A 16,087-nucleotide genomic window follows, 5' to 3' on the forward strand; every position below is an offset into this window, starting at 1 on the left:
GATGGTTTCCTCAGGGGGCGATCACGCGGGACGGCGCAGACGGTTGTCGATGAAGGCATCGGCGCCGAGCAGGAAGAACAGCAGCATGCCCTGGAAGATGCCGGTGATGGCCGACGGCATCTGCAGGCTGACCTGCGCCGCTTCGCCGCCGAGGTAGATCAGCGCCATCAGGCAGCCGGCCAGCACGATGCCGAGCGCGTGCAGGCGGCCGAGGTAGGCGACGATGATCGCCGCGAAGCCGTAGCCCGGCGAGATGTTCAGGTTCAACTGGCCGACCGGCCCGGCGACTTCGCCGACGCCGGCCAGGCCGGCGGTCAAACCGGAAATCACCAGGCTGAACCACACCGTCCGCTTCGCCGAGAAGCCGGCGTAGCGCGACGCGGCCGGCGCCTGGCCGCCGACTTCGAGGGTGTAGGCGAGGAAGCTGCGGGCATTGAACAGCCAGAAGGCGAGGACGGCAAAGATCGTGATGAAGATCGAGGTATTGACCCGCGAGCCTTCGATCAGCAAGCCGAACAGTGCGTTGTCGCTGAACATGATCGATTGCGGAAAGTTCATCCCTTCCGGATCGCGCCACGGGCCGTTGACCATGTAGGACAGGAGGTGGATGGCGACGTAGGTCAGCATCAGCGTGGTCAGCGTTTCCTCGGCGTTGAAGCGGGTTTTCAGCAGCGCCGGGATGGCTCCCCAAAGTGCGCCGCCAATGGCCCCGGCGACGACCATGGCCGGAATGACCCAGCCGGAATCGCTGCCTTCCAGCCAGATGGCGACGCCGCCGCCGAACAGCGCGCCGACGATCAACTGGCCTTCGGCGCCGATGTTGTAGATGCGCGCCTTGAAGCCGATGGCCAGGCCCTGGGCGATCAGGATCAGCGGGCAGGCCTTGATCAGCAGTTCGCTCCAGCCGTAGCTGGAGGTCAGCGGTTCGATGAAGAACACGTAAAAGGACGCGAGCGGCGATTTGTCGAGCGCCCAGAACAGCAGGGAGCCGGTCAGCAGCGTGGCGCCGATGGCGATCAGTGGCGCCGTCCAGCGCATCAGTTGCGACGGCTGGGCGCGGGGTTCAAGCAGGTGCATGGCCGGACTCCGTGGGCTGGGCGGTTTCGTTGAACAGGCCGGACATCTGCAGACCGACCGATTCGGCATTGGTCGCCGCCTTGGGCTGGGCGGCGGAGAGCTGGCCGGCGGCGAGGACGGCGATGCGGTCGCTGATTTCGAACAGCTCTTCGAGTTCTTCCGAAATGACCAGGATGGCGACGCCGGTGCGCGACAGGTCGAGCAGCGTCTGGCGCAGGAAGGCGGCGGCGCCGACATCGACGCCCCAGGTCGGCTGGGCGACGATCATCAGCCTGGGGGCGAGCATGATCTCGCGGCCGACGATGAATTTCTGCAGGTTGCCGCCGGACAGCGAGCGGGCGAGCGCGTCCGGTCCGCCGCAGCGCACGTCGAAGCGGGCGATGCATTGCTCGGCAAAGGCTTTCGCCTTGCTGTAACTGACCAGACCCCAGTGTTTCATGTCCTGGCGGTGCGCGGTCAGCAGCGCGTTGCGGGTCAGCGACTGCGCCGGCACGGCGCCGCGGCCGAGGCGTTCTTCCGGCACGAAAACCAGGCCCTTGCTGCGCCGCTGGCCGGCGTCGAGATGGCCGATGGCTTCGCCGGCAAGCCAGATGGTTTCGCGGTCGACGGTGTTCTCGCCGGAAAGCGCAGCCAGCAGTTCGGCCTGGCCGTTGCCGGAAATGCCGGCGATGCCGAGGATTTCGCCGGCATTAACGGTCAGTGAAACATGGGAAAGCGAGGTGCCGAACGGGTCGGCGGAGGCCAGGCTGAGCCGGTCGACTTCAAGTACCGGTTTGACCAGGCCGGTGAATGCCGGCGCTTCGCACACCGGCAGTTCGCGCCCGATCATCATCCGCGCCAGGCTGGCCGGCGTTTCGTCGCGCGGGATCGCGGTGCCGGTGACCTTGCCGCCGCGCATGATGGTCGCCGAATCGCACAGCGACTTGATTTCGTGCAGCTTGTGGCTGATGTAGAGGATGGAAACGCCTTCGGATGCCAGCCGGCGCAGCGTCTCGAACAGTTTCTGCACTGCCTGCGGCGTCAGCACCGAGGTTGGTTCGTCGAGGATCAGCAGCTTCGGGTCCTGCAGCAGGCAGCGGACGATCTCGACGCGCTGGCGCTCGCCGACCGACAGGCTGTGCACGCTGCGGTAAGGGTCGAGAGGCAGGCCGTAGCGTTCGGAAACCTCTTTTACGCGGGCGGCCAGCGCCGGCAGATCGAAGGGCTCGTCGAGCACCAGAGCGATGTTCTCGACCACCGACAGTGTCTCGAACAGCGAGAAATGCTGGAAGACCATGCCGATGCCCAGCTTGCGTGCCTGCGCCGGGCTGGCGATGGCAACCTGGCGGCCGTTCCACAACATCTCGCCGGCGTCGGCCTTGACCGCGCCGTAGATGATCTTCATCAGCGTGCTCTTGCCGGCGCCGTTTTCGCCGAGGATGGCGTGGATCTCGCCGGGTTCGACCGACAGGCTGACGTCGTCGTTGGCGACGACGCTGGGGTAGCGTTTGCTAATGTGCAGCAGTTGAAGTCGGGCGGACTGGCTCATGGTTCCTCCGGCAAACGATGGGGATCGCTCAGCCGGCGCTGGCCGGCTTGTCTGAGCAAATGGCGGCTATTTTCGATCTGCAGCATCTGCGCGGCAACCGCCAGCGCGATGGCGGCCGGTTCCTTGCCGACGATGCCGGCAATGCCGATCGGGCAGGTCAGTTCGTCGAAACGCTCCGCCGGCAGGCCGCGGTCGCGCAGGCGGTGCTCGAAGGACGCGCGCTTGCTGTGCGAGCCGATCAGGCCGAAGTAGGCAAAATCGCGGCGTTTGAAGATTTCCTCGCAGAGCGCGAAATCGAGGCTGTGATTGTGCGTCATGACGAGGAAGTAGCTGCCGGCCGGCGCATTCCGGACTTCGCTTTCCGGGATGTCGGTAATCAGCGTGCAGATGCCGTCGACCGCAACATCGGCGAAGGCATCGTCGCGACTGTCGATCCAGGTGATGCGCGCGCCCAGCGGCTGCAACTGGCGCACCAGCGCACGGGCAACGTGGCCGGCGCCGAACAGCATGACCGGGAAACGGCTGTCGACAATCCCCTGATGGAAACGCCAGTCGGCCGCATCGCCGTCGAGTCGGTTGCCGCTGCCCGGTTGTTCGCTCAGTCGCCAGTCGGAAGCGGCGCTCCGGTACGTCAGCCGGCGTTCAAGGCAAATGTTGCGGTCGACCGCCGAAATCCGCGATTTCCAGGCGTCCGCGCTGGTGGCCGGCAGGCTTTCGAAAAGCAGCCAGACGACACCGCCGCAACACTGGCCGAGCCGGGCGCCGAGGTTGTAGCGCAGCAGCGCCGGCTGGCGGTTGCCGGCGTCGAGCAGCCGCCGAGCGTGGTGGATCGCCTGCCATTCGAGGTGGCCGCCACCGATGGTATCGATGCAGTGCGCGGTGCCGACCAGCATGCTGGTGCCGGCGCCGCGCGGTGCCGAACTCTGCGTGCGGGCGACGGTAACCAGCACGCAGTCGCCGCCGGCCAGCATGCCTGGCAGCGCGTGCAGCCAGTCGTCGGGCAGGCGGCTGTCGGTCATGGCGCCTTGTCCTGGTTGGCAGTCAGCGCGCGCAACACGGCTTCCGGGGTTGCCGGTGCCGCCAGTTGCACCGGCGTGCCGGCCGGCAGCGCACTGGCTACGGCGTCGCGCAGCGCGAAGAAGACCGACAGCGCGAGCATGAACGGCGGTTCGCCAACCGCCTTCGAGCGGTGGATGCTGTCCTCGACGTTGGCGTTGTCGTAGAGGCGGACGTTGAAGATTTCCGGCAGGTCGCTGGCGGTCGGGATCTTGTAGGTCGACGGTGCGTGGCTCATCAGCCGGCCGGCCTGGGCGCCGTCGGTCTTCCACCACAGCTCCTCGCTGGTCAGCCAGCCCATACCCTGGATGAAACCGCCCTCGATCTGACCGATGTCGAGCGCCGGGTTGATCGAGCGGCCGACGTCGTGCAGCAGATCGACGCGCAGCACGCGGTATTCGCCGGTCAGCGTGTCGATGGCGACTTCGCTGCATGACGCTCCGTAGGCGAAGTAGAAGAACGGCCGGCCGAACTTGGTCAGCGGGTCGAAATGGATTTTCGGTGTGCGGTAGAAACCGGCGTCCCACAACTGGATGCGTGCCCGGTAGGCGGCCATGACTAGTTCGGCGAAGGGCACGTCGTAGGCGTCGCCGGCCTGCACGCGACCATTGGAAAATCGCACTTTTCCGGCGTCGACCGCAGCATTGTTCAATTCGGCGACAAACGCCGCCAGCCGTGCCTTGATGTTCAGGCAGGCGTTCTGCGCCGCCTTGCCGTTGAGGTCGGCACCGCTCGATGCCGCCGTCGCCGAGGTGTTGGCGACGCGGCTGGTATCGGTCGACGACAGTCGCACGTCTGCCAGCGGCAGGCCGAATTCGTGGGCGACGATCTGCCGGATCTTGGTGTACAGGCCCTGGCCCATTTCGGTGCCGCCGTGCGAAACGAGTACCGTGCCGTCGGTGTAAACATGGACCAGCGCGCCGGCCTGGTTGTAGTGCGTGGCATTGAACGAAATGCCGAACTTGACCGGCGTCAGCGCGATGCCGCGCTTGATCACCGGGCTGCTGGCGTTGAATTCGGCAATCGCCGCACGGCGGGCGGCGTAATCGCTGCTGGCCGCAAGTTCGGCAACCAGCGCCGGCGCGACGTTGTCTTCGACGACCATGCCGTAGGGCGTCGTGCTGCGCGCGCCGGGGACGACGTCGTAGAAATTGGCTTGCCGCACGGCCAGCGGATCGCGCCCGAGGTGGCGGGCGATGTCGTCGAGCACGGTTTCGATGACGAACATGCCCTGCGGCCCGCCGAAGCCGCGGAAGGCCGTGTTCGACACGGTGTTGGTCTTGCAGCGCAAGCTGTTCAGGGCGACCGCGTCGAGATAGTAGGCGTTGTCGATGTGGCAGATCGTGCGGTCGTTGACCGGCCCGGAGAGGTCGGCCGAATAGCCGCAGTTCGAAGCCATGTCGAGCTTCAGGCCGAGCAGCCGGCCGCTGTCGTCGAAAGCCGATTGCCAGGCGTACTGGAAGCCGTGACGCTTGCCGGTGGCGATCATGTCGTCGTCGCGGTCGAGGCGAATTTTTACCGGTTTTCCAGTGTTGACCGCAAGAATCGACGCCAGGCAGGCCCATTGCGCCGATTGCGATTCCTTGCCGCCGAAACCGCCGCCCATGCGCCGGATTTCGACGCTGACCTGATGCGCACGCCAGCCCAGCGCGTGCGACACGAGTTGCTGCATCTCGGTTGGGTGCTGGGTCGAGCACAGCAGGTGCAGGCTGTCGTCGTCCTTCGGCAGCGCGTAGGAAATCTGGCCTTCGAGGTAGAAATGTTCCTGACCACCGACGACGGCGGTGCCGCTCAGGTGATGCGGTGCATTGGCAAACGCCGCATCGACCGGCCCGCGCTGCATGGCGAACGGCGGCAGCACCCAGGATTCGGCGGCGATGGCCGCATCCATGTCGAGGATCGGCGTTTCGGTGTCGTACTCGACTTTCGCCAGCCGCACCGCCTGGCGCGCTGCGTCGCGGGTGTCGGCGGCGATGGCGAAGATGACCTGGCCGTAGAACTGGATTTCGTCGCCGGCGATGATCGGATCGTCGTGCAGGATCGGCCCGCAATTGTTCTCGCCGGGGATGTCGACCGCAGTAATGACGCAGCGCACGCCGGGGTAGGCGCGCACGGCGGACAGGTCGAGCCGCCTGATCCGGCCACGGGCGCAGGTCGACAAGCCGGCGGCGGCGTGCAGCGTGCCGGCCGCTTCCGGCAGGTCGTCGATGTAGCGGGCTGCACCGCTGACATGCAGGCGGGCGCTTTCGTGCGGGATCGATTTGCCGATCAATTCACCGATCAGGCTGGTGGTCGGCGCGCTCATGATTGCACCGGTGCCAGCTGGCTCAGTCGGGCTGGTGTCTGACCCGTGCTGCCGGTTTCCAGCCAGAAACGCTGCAGCAGGTTGCCGGCGACATTCAGCCGGTATTCGCTGCTGGCGCGCACGTCGGCCAGCGGCCGGTAATCTTCCCGCAGCACCTGCATCGCGTGGCGCACCGTGTTCAGGTCCCACGGCCGGCCGAGCAGCGCCAGCTCGCAATTGACCGCGCGTTTCGGCGTTGCCGCCATGCCGCCGAAGGCGATGCGGGCGCGGCGGATGATGCCGTCGCCGTCGACATGCACGGCCATGCCGGCGCAGACGGCGGAAATGTCCTGGTCCAGCCGCTTTGCCACCTTGTAGCTGCGGAACACGCGGCGCAGCGCTTCGGCCGGCGCGTCGAGACGCAGCGCGCGGACGAACTCGCCGCGTTGCAGCGCCGTCTTCTGGTAATCGATGTAGAAATCCTCCAGCGGCAGTTCGCGCAGGCTGTCGCCGTGCTGCAGCACGATGCGCGCGCCGAGGGCGATCAGCGCCGGCATCGAATCGCCGATCGGCGAACCGTTGGCGACGTTGCCGCCGAGCGTGCCGGCGTTTTTCACCGGCGTCGAGGCGAAGCGCCGGGCCAGTTCGGCCCAGTTCGGCTCGAACGCGGTGAGCGCGGCGAAGGCGTCGGTCAGCGTGACGCCGGCGCCGATTTCCAGGCGCTCGCGGCCGATGCTGACGGTTTTCAGTTCGGGCACGGCGCCGAGGTGGATGATTTCGCCCAGGTCGCGGCCCTGCTTGGTCACCCACAGACCGACATCGGTGCCGCCGGCCACCAGCCGGGCGTCGGGCAGGGCGACGCGCAGCGCCGCCAGTTCGGCCAGGCTGCGCGGGCTGTGGCTGCGCTGGCCGTTGCCCTGATAGTCAAGCGGCGGCAGCGCGGCCAAGGCCTTCAACGCGGCGATCACCGGCTGGCGGTTCAGCGGCCGGCGAGGCAGCGCGTAGGCATCCCGGGTCGCATCGACGATCGGCCGGTAGCCGGTGCAGCGGCACAGGTTGCCCGACAGCGTGTGGTCGATCTCGTCGCGCTCCGGGCATTCCGGCTGGTTTTCGTAGAGCGCGAACAGCGACATGGCGAAGCCCGGCGTGCAAAAACCGCACTGCGAACCGTGCCGGTCGACCAGCGCCTGCTGCACCGGGTGCAGCTCGCCATCGCTGGCCAGGTCCTCGACGGTGAACAGCGCCTTGCCGTCGATGGCGGGCAGGAACTGGATGCAGGCATTGACCGCACGCAGCTGCAGCATTTCCTCGCCATCGCCGCCCGACAGTTCGCCGATGACGACGGTGCAGGCGCCACAGTCGCCCTCGGCGCAACCTTCCTTGGTGCCGGTCTGGTGCAGGTCTTCGCGCAGGTACTGGAGCAGTGTGCGGGTCGGGGCGCTGCCCTCGATCCGGTGAATGGCACCGCGAAAATAAAACTGGATGGGACGTTCTGACATGGTGCGGAAGTGAATCAAAAGACGATGCTTGAAGGTAGCACAGCCGGCCGCGCAGGTTGAGCGGCCGATGGCGATAAGGAGTATCTGCCCGGCATTATGGTTGTTGCCAGAAGCCGGCATGCGGTGCTGCCGCTTCGTCTTCCAGGCAGGGGCCGGTGACGGCGATGCGGCGCTGGCCGCGGGCGAAGACCTCGCGGCAGGGCAGCGAGAAGGTGGGATTTTCCGGGTGGTCGCCGGTCAGGCCGAGCAGCTTGTGTTCGGACAGCGCATAGACGACGCGGCCGATGCCGCACCAGTAGATCGCACCGGCGCACATGGCGCAGGGTTCGGCGCTGGAGTACAAAGTCGCCTGCGCCAGTTGCTCCGGCGTCAGCCGGCGTGCCGCCAGCGCGGCGGCGACCAGTTCGGCGTGGCGCGTCGGATCGCCCCCCGGTGGCAGTGAATCGTTGCCGGCCTCGGCGACGATGTTGCCGTCGCCATCGACCACCAGCGCAGCAAAAGGATGCTTGCCAGCGGCCCGCACCTGGCGGGACAATTCGATGCTGCGGCGCAGGAAATTCAGGTCAGTGCCGGACAGGGTTTCGCTCATCAGTGTTCTCCTCAATGTCCGGCAATTATCGCGGCAGGCCGCTGCCGGGCATGACAGCGTTGAGCAATACTGGTCATAACGCTGGCGAGATAGGTCTGGCCCCGCTGGATTGCTACAGTGCAGCAACCAGATTTCATAACCCCCACCCAAGGAGAACCAAGCATGCTGCTTTCCCGTCTCAAGACACTGACTGCCGCCGCCGTGCTGGCGGTTTCCGGCCTTGCCGGCGTGCACGCCGCCGACCCGGTGAAGGCCGGTTTCGTCTACATCGGCCCGACCGGCGACCATGGCTGGACCTACTCCCACGATGTCGGCCGCAAGATGCTCGAAAGCCAGTCCGGCGGCAAGGTGAAGACTGCCTTCGTCGAGAACGTGCCGGAAACGGCGGACGCCGAGCGGGTTTTCCGCGACCTGGCGCAGAAGGGCAACAAGGTCGTGTTCGGTACCTCGTTCGGCTACATGAACCAGATGCTGAAGGTCGCCAAGGCCTTCCCGAACACCATCTTCATGCACGCCACCGGCTACAAGACCAGCAAGAACCTCGGCGTCTACGACGTACGCACCTATGAAGGCGCCTACATGCTCGGCGTTGTCGCCGGCAAGATGAGCAAGGGCAACAAGCTCGGCGTCGTCGCCTCGATCCCCATCCCGGAAGTCATCCGCAACATCAACGCCTTCACCATCGGCGCCCGCAGCGTCAATCCGGCGGTGACGACCCGCGTCATCTGGGTGAACAGCTGGTTCGATCCGGGCAAGGAACGTGAAGCCGCGCTGGCGCTGATCGCCCAGGGCAGCGACGTGCTGATGCAGAACACCGATTCGCCGGCAGTCGTTCAGGCCGCCCAGGAAAAAGGCGTGCTCGCCTTCGGCTGGGATTCCGACATGAGCAAGTTTGGCGGCAAGGCACACCTGGCTGCGTCGGTGCTCAACTGGGGAGTCATCTACAAGAAGACGATGGATGAAGTCCAGGCCGGCACCTGGAAGAGCGGCGATCTGTGGTGGGGCGTCAAGGAAGGCGCGGTCAACATCGAGAGCTTCGGCCCGGGCGTCCCGGCCGATCTGAAGAAGCTGGCCGAACAGCGTCGTGACGACATCAAGTCGGGCAAGCTGCACCCCTTCACCGGCCCGCTCAAGGACCAGACCGGCAAGCTCATCCTCGCCGCCGGCAAGAGCTACACCGACCCCGAACTGAAGAAGATGAACTTCTACGTCGAAGGTGTCGAAGGTTCGATTCCCAAGTAAGGAACCGTCTGCCGCAGCCCGTCATTGCGAGCGCAGCGCGGCAATCCAGCAGTTCCGGACAGTACCCGCCCCCGGTTGATCCGGGGGCTTTTTCGTTTACCGCCGGAGCGTCTGGCTCCAGTCAGCGAGTGCCTGCATCTGCTGGCCGACCAGTTGGGTCAGGCGTTCGTCGGTCAGGTTGCCGTCGGCGTCGAAGGCGCCAGCGAAGGCGTTGGCGAAGACTTCGGGTTTGTTCAAAGGGTGCAGGTCGAGGAAGACGCAGACCTGGCGCAGGTGGTACTGGGCCCGTGAGGTGCCCATGCCGCCGCCGGCACCGAGGATGGCCGCGGCCTTGCCGGCGAGCAGCGCATTGTCGGGTTCGCGCGAGGCCCAGTCGAGAATGTTCTTCAACGCCGGTGCCAGCGAATAGTTGTATTCAGGGCAGGCCAGGACAAGGGCGTCGGCAGCGCCGATCTGCGCCAGCACGCGCTGGACGGCGGCGGGCTTTGCCGCGATGTCGGCGTTGTAGAAGGGAATGTCGGCGAGATCGGCGATTTCCATCGTCACGCCGGCCGGCAGCTTGGCCTGGGCGACTCGCAACAGGCCCTTGTTGGCGGATTTCTGCCGCAGGCTGCCGGCGATGCCGAGAAATTTGAGCGACATGTGCGTCTCCTTGTTGTTCGTTGTCGGGCTGCTGCCTGAAACCGCGCCGGGCGGATGGTCTGCCCGGGCGCGGCGGTGGTTTCTGCGCTTACTTCGCCAGCGCGGCCTCGATGGCCTCGACCAGTTTGCCGGCATCGGGCAGGGTGTCCGGGGCGAAGCGGCGGATCACCTGGCCATTGCGGTCGACGAGGAATTTTTCGAAATTCCACAGCACTTCCGGTGCCGACGTCGGCTCGATCTTGTAGCCGCGCAGCGCGGTTTCCATGCCGGCGCGGTCTTCGGTCTGCGGTTGGGCGGCGATCAACTGGGCGTAGAGCGGGTGCTTGTCGGCGCCGGTGACGGCGATCTTGCTGTAGAGCGGGAAGCGGACGCCATAGGTCAGCGTGCAGAACTCCTTGATCTCGGCATCGCTACCCGGTTCCTGGCCGGCGAAGTCGTTGGCGGGAAAGCCAAGCACGGCAAAACCGCGCTCGCCGTAGGTTTCGTGCAGCTTTTCCAGGCCGGCGTATTGCGGCGTCAGGCCGCATTTGGAAGCGACATTGACGATCAGCAGGACGTCGCCGGCATGGTCGCGCAGGCTGGTCGGCGCGCCGTCGATGGCTTTCAGCGGAATGTCGTAGAGGGAAGTGCTCATGGGGTCTCCTTGGTTAATGCCGTTTGACAGGTTTGCGCGGCAGAGTTCCGGCGGGCGGAATATCGAATTGCAAATGCCTGTTATACGCCACTGGCGCGCCGGCTTCTCGTAGAATCGGACGAAACCCGCGCACTTTCCGGAGAATTCGCCGATGAACGCCACGCAAGACAAGGATGTCGCCCTCGAACTGGCCTGCCGCATGCCCAAGGCCGAACTGCACGTGCATATCGAAGGCACGCTTGAGCCGGACCTGGCTTTCGCACTCGCCCGCCGCAACGGCATCACGCTGCCCTATGCCGACGAGGCGGCGCTTGCCGCGGCCTACGATTTCGACAGCCTGCAATCCTTCCTCGACCTCTATTACGCCTGCGCCGATGTGCTGCGCACCGCCGACGATTTCCGCGACCTGATGCTGGCCTACCTGGAACGCGCCGCCGCCGACAACGTCATCCATGCCGAAATCTTCTTCGACCCGCAAACGCACACCGCCCGCGGCATCACCTACATCACCGTGCTCGACGGCCTGGAAGAAGGCCTGCGCCTCGGCCGCGAACGCTGGGGCATCAGCGGCCGGCTGATCCTCTGCTTCCTGCGCCACCTCAGCGAGGAAGACGCCTTCGCCACGCTGGCCGAGGCCGAACCCTGGCTCGACCGCATCCACGGCTTCGGCCTCGATTCATCGGAAAAAGGTTTTCCGCCAAGCAAGTTCGCCCGCGTCTTTGCCCGTTGCCGCGAACTCGGCAAGCCGGTTGTCGCCCACGCCGGCGAGGAAGGGCCACCGGAATACATCAGTGAAGCGCTCGACCTGCTCGGCTCGCAGCGCATCGACCACGGCGTCCGCGCCGTCGACGACCCGACCGTCGTCGCCCGGCTGATCCGCGAAGGCATTCCGCTGACCGTCTGCCCGCTGTCCAACATCCGCCTGTGCGTTTTCCCGACGATGGAACAGCACACCCTGGCCGGCCTGCTTGCCGCCGGGGCCAAAGTTACGGTCAACAGCGACGATCCGGCCTATTTCGGCGGCTACATGAACGACAACATCCGCGCCGTCCAGGCCGCCTTCCATTTCGACGCCGCCACCTGGCAAAGCATCGCCCGCAACAGTTTCGAAGCGAGTTTTGTCGACGAGGCGCAGAAGGCGGCGTGGATCAAGCGGCTGGATGCGGTTTTTGCGGTCGACGGGTGATATTGGGGGAAAACGGGGGGCGGGTTTTCGGCCAAAGCCGCCACTGGCCGTGCTCGCTGGCAACTTCAGCCTTGTTGTGCAGAGCGGACGAACATACTAGGTGCTGCTATCCCGCTCCTTGTGGCTAACAAACTGCCGCTGGATAATTCCATGTAGAAATTGAGGGTTCCGTAGAAATCTCAATCCACGAATCAGGGTGTGTCAATTAATCGCGGCGTTACCCGTTAGGTTTGTGACAGGACTTTGTACCAGGTTTTAGTTTAAACGCCCCAGAGAAACTCTCGTAAACTCGCTTTGGCTCAGGCGAAGGGATCGAGTCTGTTGTACTGGCAAACAGTGAATAGAATTGCAAGAATCTCTTGCGGTCCTGATGATACTTCCCACTCCAGTTTTCCTTGACCGCAATCAGCCCTTGTACGGAAGTCTTACCACCAATCGCGGTACGCTCCAGAATGGCCCGAAAGACGATGTTATTCAAACTCTTAACGAAATCTCTGAGGATGTCCGCAGAAAGCTCTAGCTCAGCCCTCCCTAACCTAATCGGCTTCTCCAGGCAATCGTTATGCTTCGCCAACCCCAACGCGACTGCGTTCTTGGTGCCAAGTTTCCCGAATCGATGGGTGCAGCAATGACGCAACTGACAAATTTTCTCAAACTCTTCGAAGTGCTTCTCCAAGTCCGAATAACTCGGCTGCAGTCCGATGAACTTATTCAGCGATTTTTTTATGTTGTCAGGGCTAACAAAAGAAGTCTCCTCTAATAGAGCCTCGGGAAGTAGTTCCTTATTGTTATGCACCGCTGCCGCGAAAGAAATTTGCTGGGACTCAACCGCCAATTTGGCCGTCTTGTCGATGTTTATGATGCCTCGAATCAAAGCTCTCATATAACTCTCGACGGCAGACATATAGCCCAGTAGAGCAATTGAAGCCAGTTCAGGCGAAATTTCCGGCAAAGACAACCATACAAGATTTACGGAATTTGTATTCTTGATAAATTGGTCAATAGGCGACAGCTTTCCATCAGCAAAATTTCTGTCGAATAGAGTCACGGTGTCTAGAGTTTGCGACAGCCCCTTAGTGGTGGTGATTGCACCATAGTCAGCAGAAGCTCCTGCTGCGTGAAAGGAGTGGCTCATGACAGGAACTCATCGACAAAACCATCCAGCACGTCGATTATCTTGGCAGAACGCTTTTTCCCAATTCCATATATGGTAAGCAACTCCGCGCTGGGGTCCTGCTTTGCAAGATAGTCGCCAATCGTTTTGAATTTCGGAAGTGCCTCGGAAATCCTTTCCTTCTGCCACTTTGTCAACCCAGGAACCTCGGTTATCGCAATGGTGCAACATTCTGAGAATGTCGAGGAGGAAACAAGCTGACTGCCACAAGAGTGACAGAATTTCTGCTCTTCAGTCAGTCGCGCAGTGCCGCATTTAGCACACTCTGGCAAATCGACCTTAAGCTGAGCTACCTCCTCCGGTGCTAGCAGCGGAAGCCGCGCGCGAATTGGGTGCTTTGCAGATTTTCGCCGGATAACCTCGACTATCTGTTTGGGACTAGTCCCGCTCCGCCCCTGAGAGAAGGCCTTAACACCCAAAAGGGCTGCCGTATGCGGGACAAATCTAGAATAAATTCGCTCCGGAGAACCATGCTTAATTTCTCCCTGCTCGTAAATCAACCCAGCCTCAACAAGCAAATCAAGCATTCTTTTTACTAGCGGGGTAACGTCTTCCTTCAAGATTCCTATACTGATCTGCTTTTCGCCTTTTTCAGAAGAGAGTGCATTGGCATCCTTTACTGACACGGTCATCTGGTTAAGAAGCAGTTCACCAGCGCGAATAATTGTGGCAAATTTTGGAACCTTCTTTGCCAGCGAGCGATATTCGGCAAGCCGAAGACTCAGGTACTCCTGAACGATGGCGTTCACGCCTTGCTGAGACGTTCTAAAATTTCTCCTCTGATAATCCCAAATCATAGAGAGAAAGGCGCGCGGAATTCCAAAGGCTGCGTACATAAATAGCTCGACGACGTCCGCCGGCATATCCTTCAGATTTGCAACTCTCTTTTCTGCAATAGCCCCCATGACTTGGTCATAGTTATCGGAGTCAACTGGATGCCATACGGGAACAGGAAGAGCGTCCTGGCCAGCATGAAACCGGGGACTATACTCCGTTGTGCCTGGGTAGACTGAAGCTTTGGGAGCGATATGGGACGACTTGAGTGCCCTAACGATGTCCAGAAATTCGACAAGATAATCCGGGGTCAAGGTCAGTGCCGCATCATCTAAAAGCAACACCGCAAATTTACGACGGGTCTCGGAGCGAACCGCATCAATTAGCTCCTTGACATCGTTAACCGATAACTTTCCTGAGACCTCTGCCTCTGATGGTGGTAACGGCTGCCCTCGCTCAAGCCGTGATACCAAGGACTGAAGAGTGGCCTTCTTTAAACCATAGCTATCAAAAATCGTTTCGATGGCTGCAATAGCCGGTTTCCAACTGGTGGCTGCTTCGTATGTGCCGAGGCAAATTAATGCTAACACCCATGAGTGAAATAGTTCGGCGGGATTGGGCCGTGAAGTGCGCAGAGGCTCAAGCCTGAAATACCGATTAAACGAAACGTAGATAGAAAAGGGCTGCGAGGCGTCATCGCGGCATGTTGCCCAAGCAAATCGCATTAAGTGCGTCTTGCCAGAACCGCGCGGACCAACCAGTGTACGCAATGACTTGTTCGTCAGTTCCTGAATTGCGTTCCGAAAGCTCTCCCCTTCTGGGGACGTTTCACTCTGTATGTCATCAAATGGAATGTAATCGGCGCGCTGTTCTAGCGCATCCTGAAGAGATGGCTCTTCGACTCTATTAGTTGATTTCATGATGCTAGATAGGGAACTGAAGCAGGTCGCACTTGGGCAATTGCCGCGCACTAACTCCATGCGAAACACGGGCTAGCCAATTTCTTCCTCTATTGCTTGTGAGGGCGTTAAAGATACGCATTGTCTGATCAGGGAGCGGGCGAATTACATAAACGCAGTCGGTTACCATCGCAGCACCCTTCGCGACAAGGCAAATCTTTTTCTCTAAATTTCGCCCTACCCGCGCGAGTAGAATGTCACCAGCTTGGGCGTAAATTCCACAGGCAGGCAGGCTGCTATTAATGCCGAATTTTCTCCCGAAGGAGAATGAGCTTAATCCATCCTTTGGGAAGTCAGTAGTATGAAATGCGGGTGTAGTGAGCTGCAATCTCTCGCTGGATGATACGTTTCCGCGTCTAACAGAAGCGACCAAATCGACTAGCTTTACCGCATCTCGAGGCTGTCCGACAGGCTGGTAGGACATATCTAAACGGACAGCGGCATCTCGCGGGTCCATCCAGAGAGGCGCACCCAATGTGCCATCGGGAAACATTTCTCGAGTGACTATCCCATCCGTCGAAGGCCGGTCTTTCGTCAGCACGAGAACATAGCCTTGGGCATCTGTACCCGCAAACGCAGTCCTTGGTAGTCGAATAACTGACTCGATTCGGTGGCACGCGAGTAAACACTCACGTAGCCCCCTGTGTTTTTTGCCTGACACGATGCTGTCCGGAACAATTATCCCAATGTGACCAGAAGTACGCACCAGTCGTAGGTTCTGTGCAAGGAAAAGAACCTCTCCTGTGATGTCATGTTTTGACGTGTAACATGCATCCAGACCAGCCCCCTTTAGTACGTCCTCAAATCCTTTTCGCCATTTCGGTCTAATGAATGGGGGATTGCAGATTGCCAGGTCAGAAAGCGCACTTTCCCCCCCAAGTACCGCAGGTAGATCGGGGCGTAATGCATCAACACTGAAATGCCGAATTACTCCGGTTTCCTGCGTTGACGCGAGGCGATTCAAGGCGATTTTTGATGCGGCGTCGATATCCACTGTTACGATTTCGGCATGCTTCCATGCCGAGCGAGCCGCCACCGACAATGCCCCACCCCCGCATCCCAAATCTAAGACACGACTCGGGTCATTGGTGCGCAATTCATTTACCAGTACCTCACTTGCTAGAGCTGTCGTGTAATAACGCCCGAGTGTGTCAGACTTTGAATTTCGGAAGGGGGCACCGATGATGGTCATGCTTACCGACTCGCAGGTAAAGAATGTTTCGAATAGAGCCATTGTACTGGCTCTACTTGCTGTCGAATACCTTAAAGCGATTCCGCTGGCGCAGGTGGATTCCACATCATAAAGTCATCGCTGCTGACCCACGACGTGCTGAAGGTTCACTATCTTTTTGGGGGGCACGTCGCTTTAGGATCGAGTGCTGTCCTTTGCCGAAGAATAAAGCGGCCATCAATTGCGACCAGTACCTGATCGGCAGGTAACAG

At 61.6% G+C, this 16,087-nt stretch carries 13 protein-coding genes; 2 read left to right on the top strand and 11 right to left on the bottom strand.

All coding sequences use genetic code 11. The features are described from left to right. Positions 1–21 precede the first annotated feature (21 nt). The 6 genes from BJN45_RS16765 to BJN45_RS16790 form a co-directional block, all read right to left on the bottom strand. Complete coding sequence (locus BJN45_RS16765; RefSeq protein ID WP_076097336.1) at positions 22–1,077, bottom strand: ABC transporter permease; 1,056 nt, start codon at positions 1,075–1,077, stop codon at positions 22–24. Beyond that, a complete protein-coding gene (locus BJN45_RS16770) occupies positions 1,064–2,605 on the bottom strand; it encodes an ABC transporter ATP-binding protein (RefSeq protein WP_076097338.1) in 1,542 nt (513 codons plus the stop codon). Before BJN45_RS16770 ends, BJN45_RS16765 begins: the two co-directional genes overlap by 14 nt. Next, entirely contained in the window at positions 2,602–3,624 is a 1,023-nt protein-coding gene (xdhC, locus tag BJN45_RS16775) for a xanthine dehydrogenase accessory protein XdhC (protein WP_076097340.1), read from the bottom strand. Before xdhC ends, BJN45_RS16770 begins: the two co-directional genes overlap by 4 nt. Then, a complete protein-coding gene (gene xdhB / locus BJN45_RS16780) occupies positions 3,621–5,966 on the bottom strand; it encodes a xanthine dehydrogenase molybdopterin binding subunit (RefSeq protein ID WP_076097341.1) in 2,346 nt (781 codons plus the stop codon). Before xdhB ends, xdhC begins: the two co-directional genes overlap by 4 nt. Further along, a complete protein-coding gene (gene xdhA, locus BJN45_RS16785) occupies positions 5,963–7,444 on the bottom strand; it encodes a xanthine dehydrogenase small subunit (RefSeq protein ID WP_076097343.1) in 1,482 nt (493 codons plus the stop codon). The genes xdhB and xdhA overlap by 4 nt, the downstream gene beginning before the upstream one ends. Positions 7,445–7,538: 94 nt before the next feature. Beyond that, positions 7,539–8,033: a nucleoside deaminase gene (locus BJN45_RS16790; RefSeq protein WP_076097345.1), complete on the bottom strand. Its 495-nt coding sequence runs from the start codon at positions 8,031–8,033 to the stop codon at positions 7,539–7,541. Between the two features lie 162 nt (positions 8,034–8,195). Between BJN45_RS16790 and BJN45_RS16795 the strand changes: the two genes are divergently transcribed. After that, complete coding sequence (locus tag BJN45_RS16795) at positions 8,196–9,275, top strand: BMP family ABC transporter substrate-binding protein (RefSeq protein ID WP_083651385.1); 1,080 nt, start codon at positions 8,196–8,198, stop codon at positions 9,273–9,275. A gap of 96 nt (positions 9,276–9,371) precedes the next feature. Here BJN45_RS16795 and BJN45_RS16800 read toward each other — a convergent pair whose 3' ends face one another. Both BJN45_RS16800 and BJN45_RS16805 read right to left on the bottom strand, forming a co-directional pair. Next, complete coding sequence (locus BJN45_RS16800) at positions 9,372–9,917, bottom strand: NADPH-dependent FMN reductase (protein ID WP_076097346.1); 546 nt, start codon at positions 9,915–9,917, stop codon at positions 9,372–9,374. Between the two features lie 88 nt (positions 9,918–10,005). Continuing rightward, the gene (locus tag BJN45_RS16805) at positions 10,006–10,551 is read right to left on the bottom strand and encodes a glutathione peroxidase (protein ID WP_076097348.1); all 546 of its coding nucleotides are present in this window, start codon (positions 10,549–10,551) and stop codon (positions 10,006–10,008) included. A 151-nt stretch (positions 10,552–10,702) separates the two neighbouring features. On the opposite strand from BJN45_RS16805, the gene BJN45_RS16810 reads away from it, so the two are divergent. Next, positions 10,703–11,737 carry an adenosine deaminase gene (locus tag BJN45_RS16810; protein ID WP_076097350.1) on the top strand — a complete coding sequence of 345 codons (1,035 nt, stop codon included), beginning with the start codon at positions 10,703–10,705 and terminating at the stop codon, positions 11,735–11,737. A gap of 217 nt (positions 11,738–11,954) precedes the next feature. Here the strand turns inward: BJN45_RS16810 and BJN45_RS16815 are convergent, their stop codons facing one another. From BJN45_RS16815 to BJN45_RS18290, 3 genes are read right to left on the bottom strand one after another with little or no spacing between them, the layout of a single operon-like run. Then, positions 11,955–12,872 carry a hypothetical protein gene (locus tag BJN45_RS16815; RefSeq protein ID WP_139326375.1) on the bottom strand — a complete coding sequence of 306 codons (918 nt, stop codon included), beginning with the start codon at positions 12,870–12,872 and terminating at the stop codon, positions 11,955–11,957. Beyond that, positions 12,869–14,605, bottom strand: coding sequence for a zinc ribbon domain-containing protein (locus BJN45_RS16820; protein WP_076097353.1), 1,737 nt, complete (start codon positions 14,603–14,605; stop codon positions 12,869–12,871). Before BJN45_RS16820 ends, BJN45_RS16815 begins: the two co-directional genes overlap by 4 nt. A 4-nt stretch (positions 14,606–14,609) precedes the next feature. Next, positions 14,610–15,878 (bottom strand): N-6 DNA methylase, encoded by a 1,269-nt coding sequence (locus tag BJN45_RS18290; protein WP_076097354.1) that lies wholly within the window; start codon positions 15,876–15,878, stop codon positions 14,610–14,612. Between the last annotated feature and the right edge of the window lie 209 nt (positions 15,879–16,087).

This window comes from Azonexus hydrophilus (assembly GCF_001956855.1).
GTDB lineage: Bacteria > Pseudomonadota > Gammaproteobacteria > Burkholderiales > Rhodocyclaceae > Azonexus > Azonexus hydrophilus_A.

Excerpts from the sequence above, each read along its gene's own strand:
- xdhC (WP_076097340.1), bottom strand. The coding sequence starts at position 3,624 with ATGACCGACAGCCGCCTGCCCGACGACTGGCTGCACGCGCTGCCAGGC.
- BJN45_RS16820 (WP_076097353.1), bottom strand. The coding sequence starts at position 14,605 with ATGAAATCAACTAATAGAGTCGAAGAGCCATCTCTTCAGGATGCGCTA.
- xdhA (WP_076097343.1), bottom strand. The coding sequence starts at position 7,444 with ATGTCAGAACGTCCCATCCAGTTTTATTTTCGCGGTGCCATTCACCGG.
- BJN45_RS16770 (WP_076097338.1), bottom strand. The coding sequence starts at position 2,605 with ATGAGCCAGTCCGCCCGACTTCAACTGCTGCACATTAGCAAACGCTAC.
- xdhB (WP_076097341.1), bottom strand. The coding sequence starts at position 5,966 with ATGAGCGCGCCGACCACCAGCCTGATCGGTGAATTGATCGGCAAATCG.
- BJN45_RS16805 (WP_076097348.1), bottom strand. The coding sequence starts at position 10,551 with ATGAGCACTTCCCTCTACGACATTCCGCTGAAAGCCATCGACGGCGCG.
- BJN45_RS16810 (WP_076097350.1), top strand. The coding sequence starts at position 10,703 with ATGAACGCCACGCAAGACAAGGATGTCGCCCTCGAACTGGCCTGCCGC.
- BJN45_RS16815 (WP_139326375.1), bottom strand. The coding sequence starts at position 12,872 with ATGAGCCACTCCTTTCACGCAGCAGGAGCTTCTGCTGACTATGGTGCA.
- BJN45_RS16790 (WP_076097345.1), bottom strand. The coding sequence starts at position 8,033 with ATGAGCGAAACCCTGTCCGGCACTGACCTGAATTTCCTGCGCCGCAGC.
- BJN45_RS16800 (WP_076097346.1), bottom strand. The coding sequence starts at position 9,917 with ATGTCGCTCAAATTTCTCGGCATCGCCGGCAGCCTGCGGCAGAAATCC.
- BJN45_RS16765 (WP_076097336.1), bottom strand. The coding sequence starts at position 1,077 with ATGCACCTGCTTGAACCCCGCGCCCAGCCGTCGCAACTGATGCGCTGG.
- BJN45_RS18290 (WP_076097354.1), bottom strand. The coding sequence starts at position 15,878 with ATGGCTCTATTCGAAACATTCTTTACCTGCGAGTCGGTAAGCATGACC.
- BJN45_RS16795 (WP_083651385.1), top strand. The coding sequence starts at position 8,196 with ATGCTGCTTTCCCGTCTCAAGACACTGACTGCCGCCGCCGTGCTGGCG.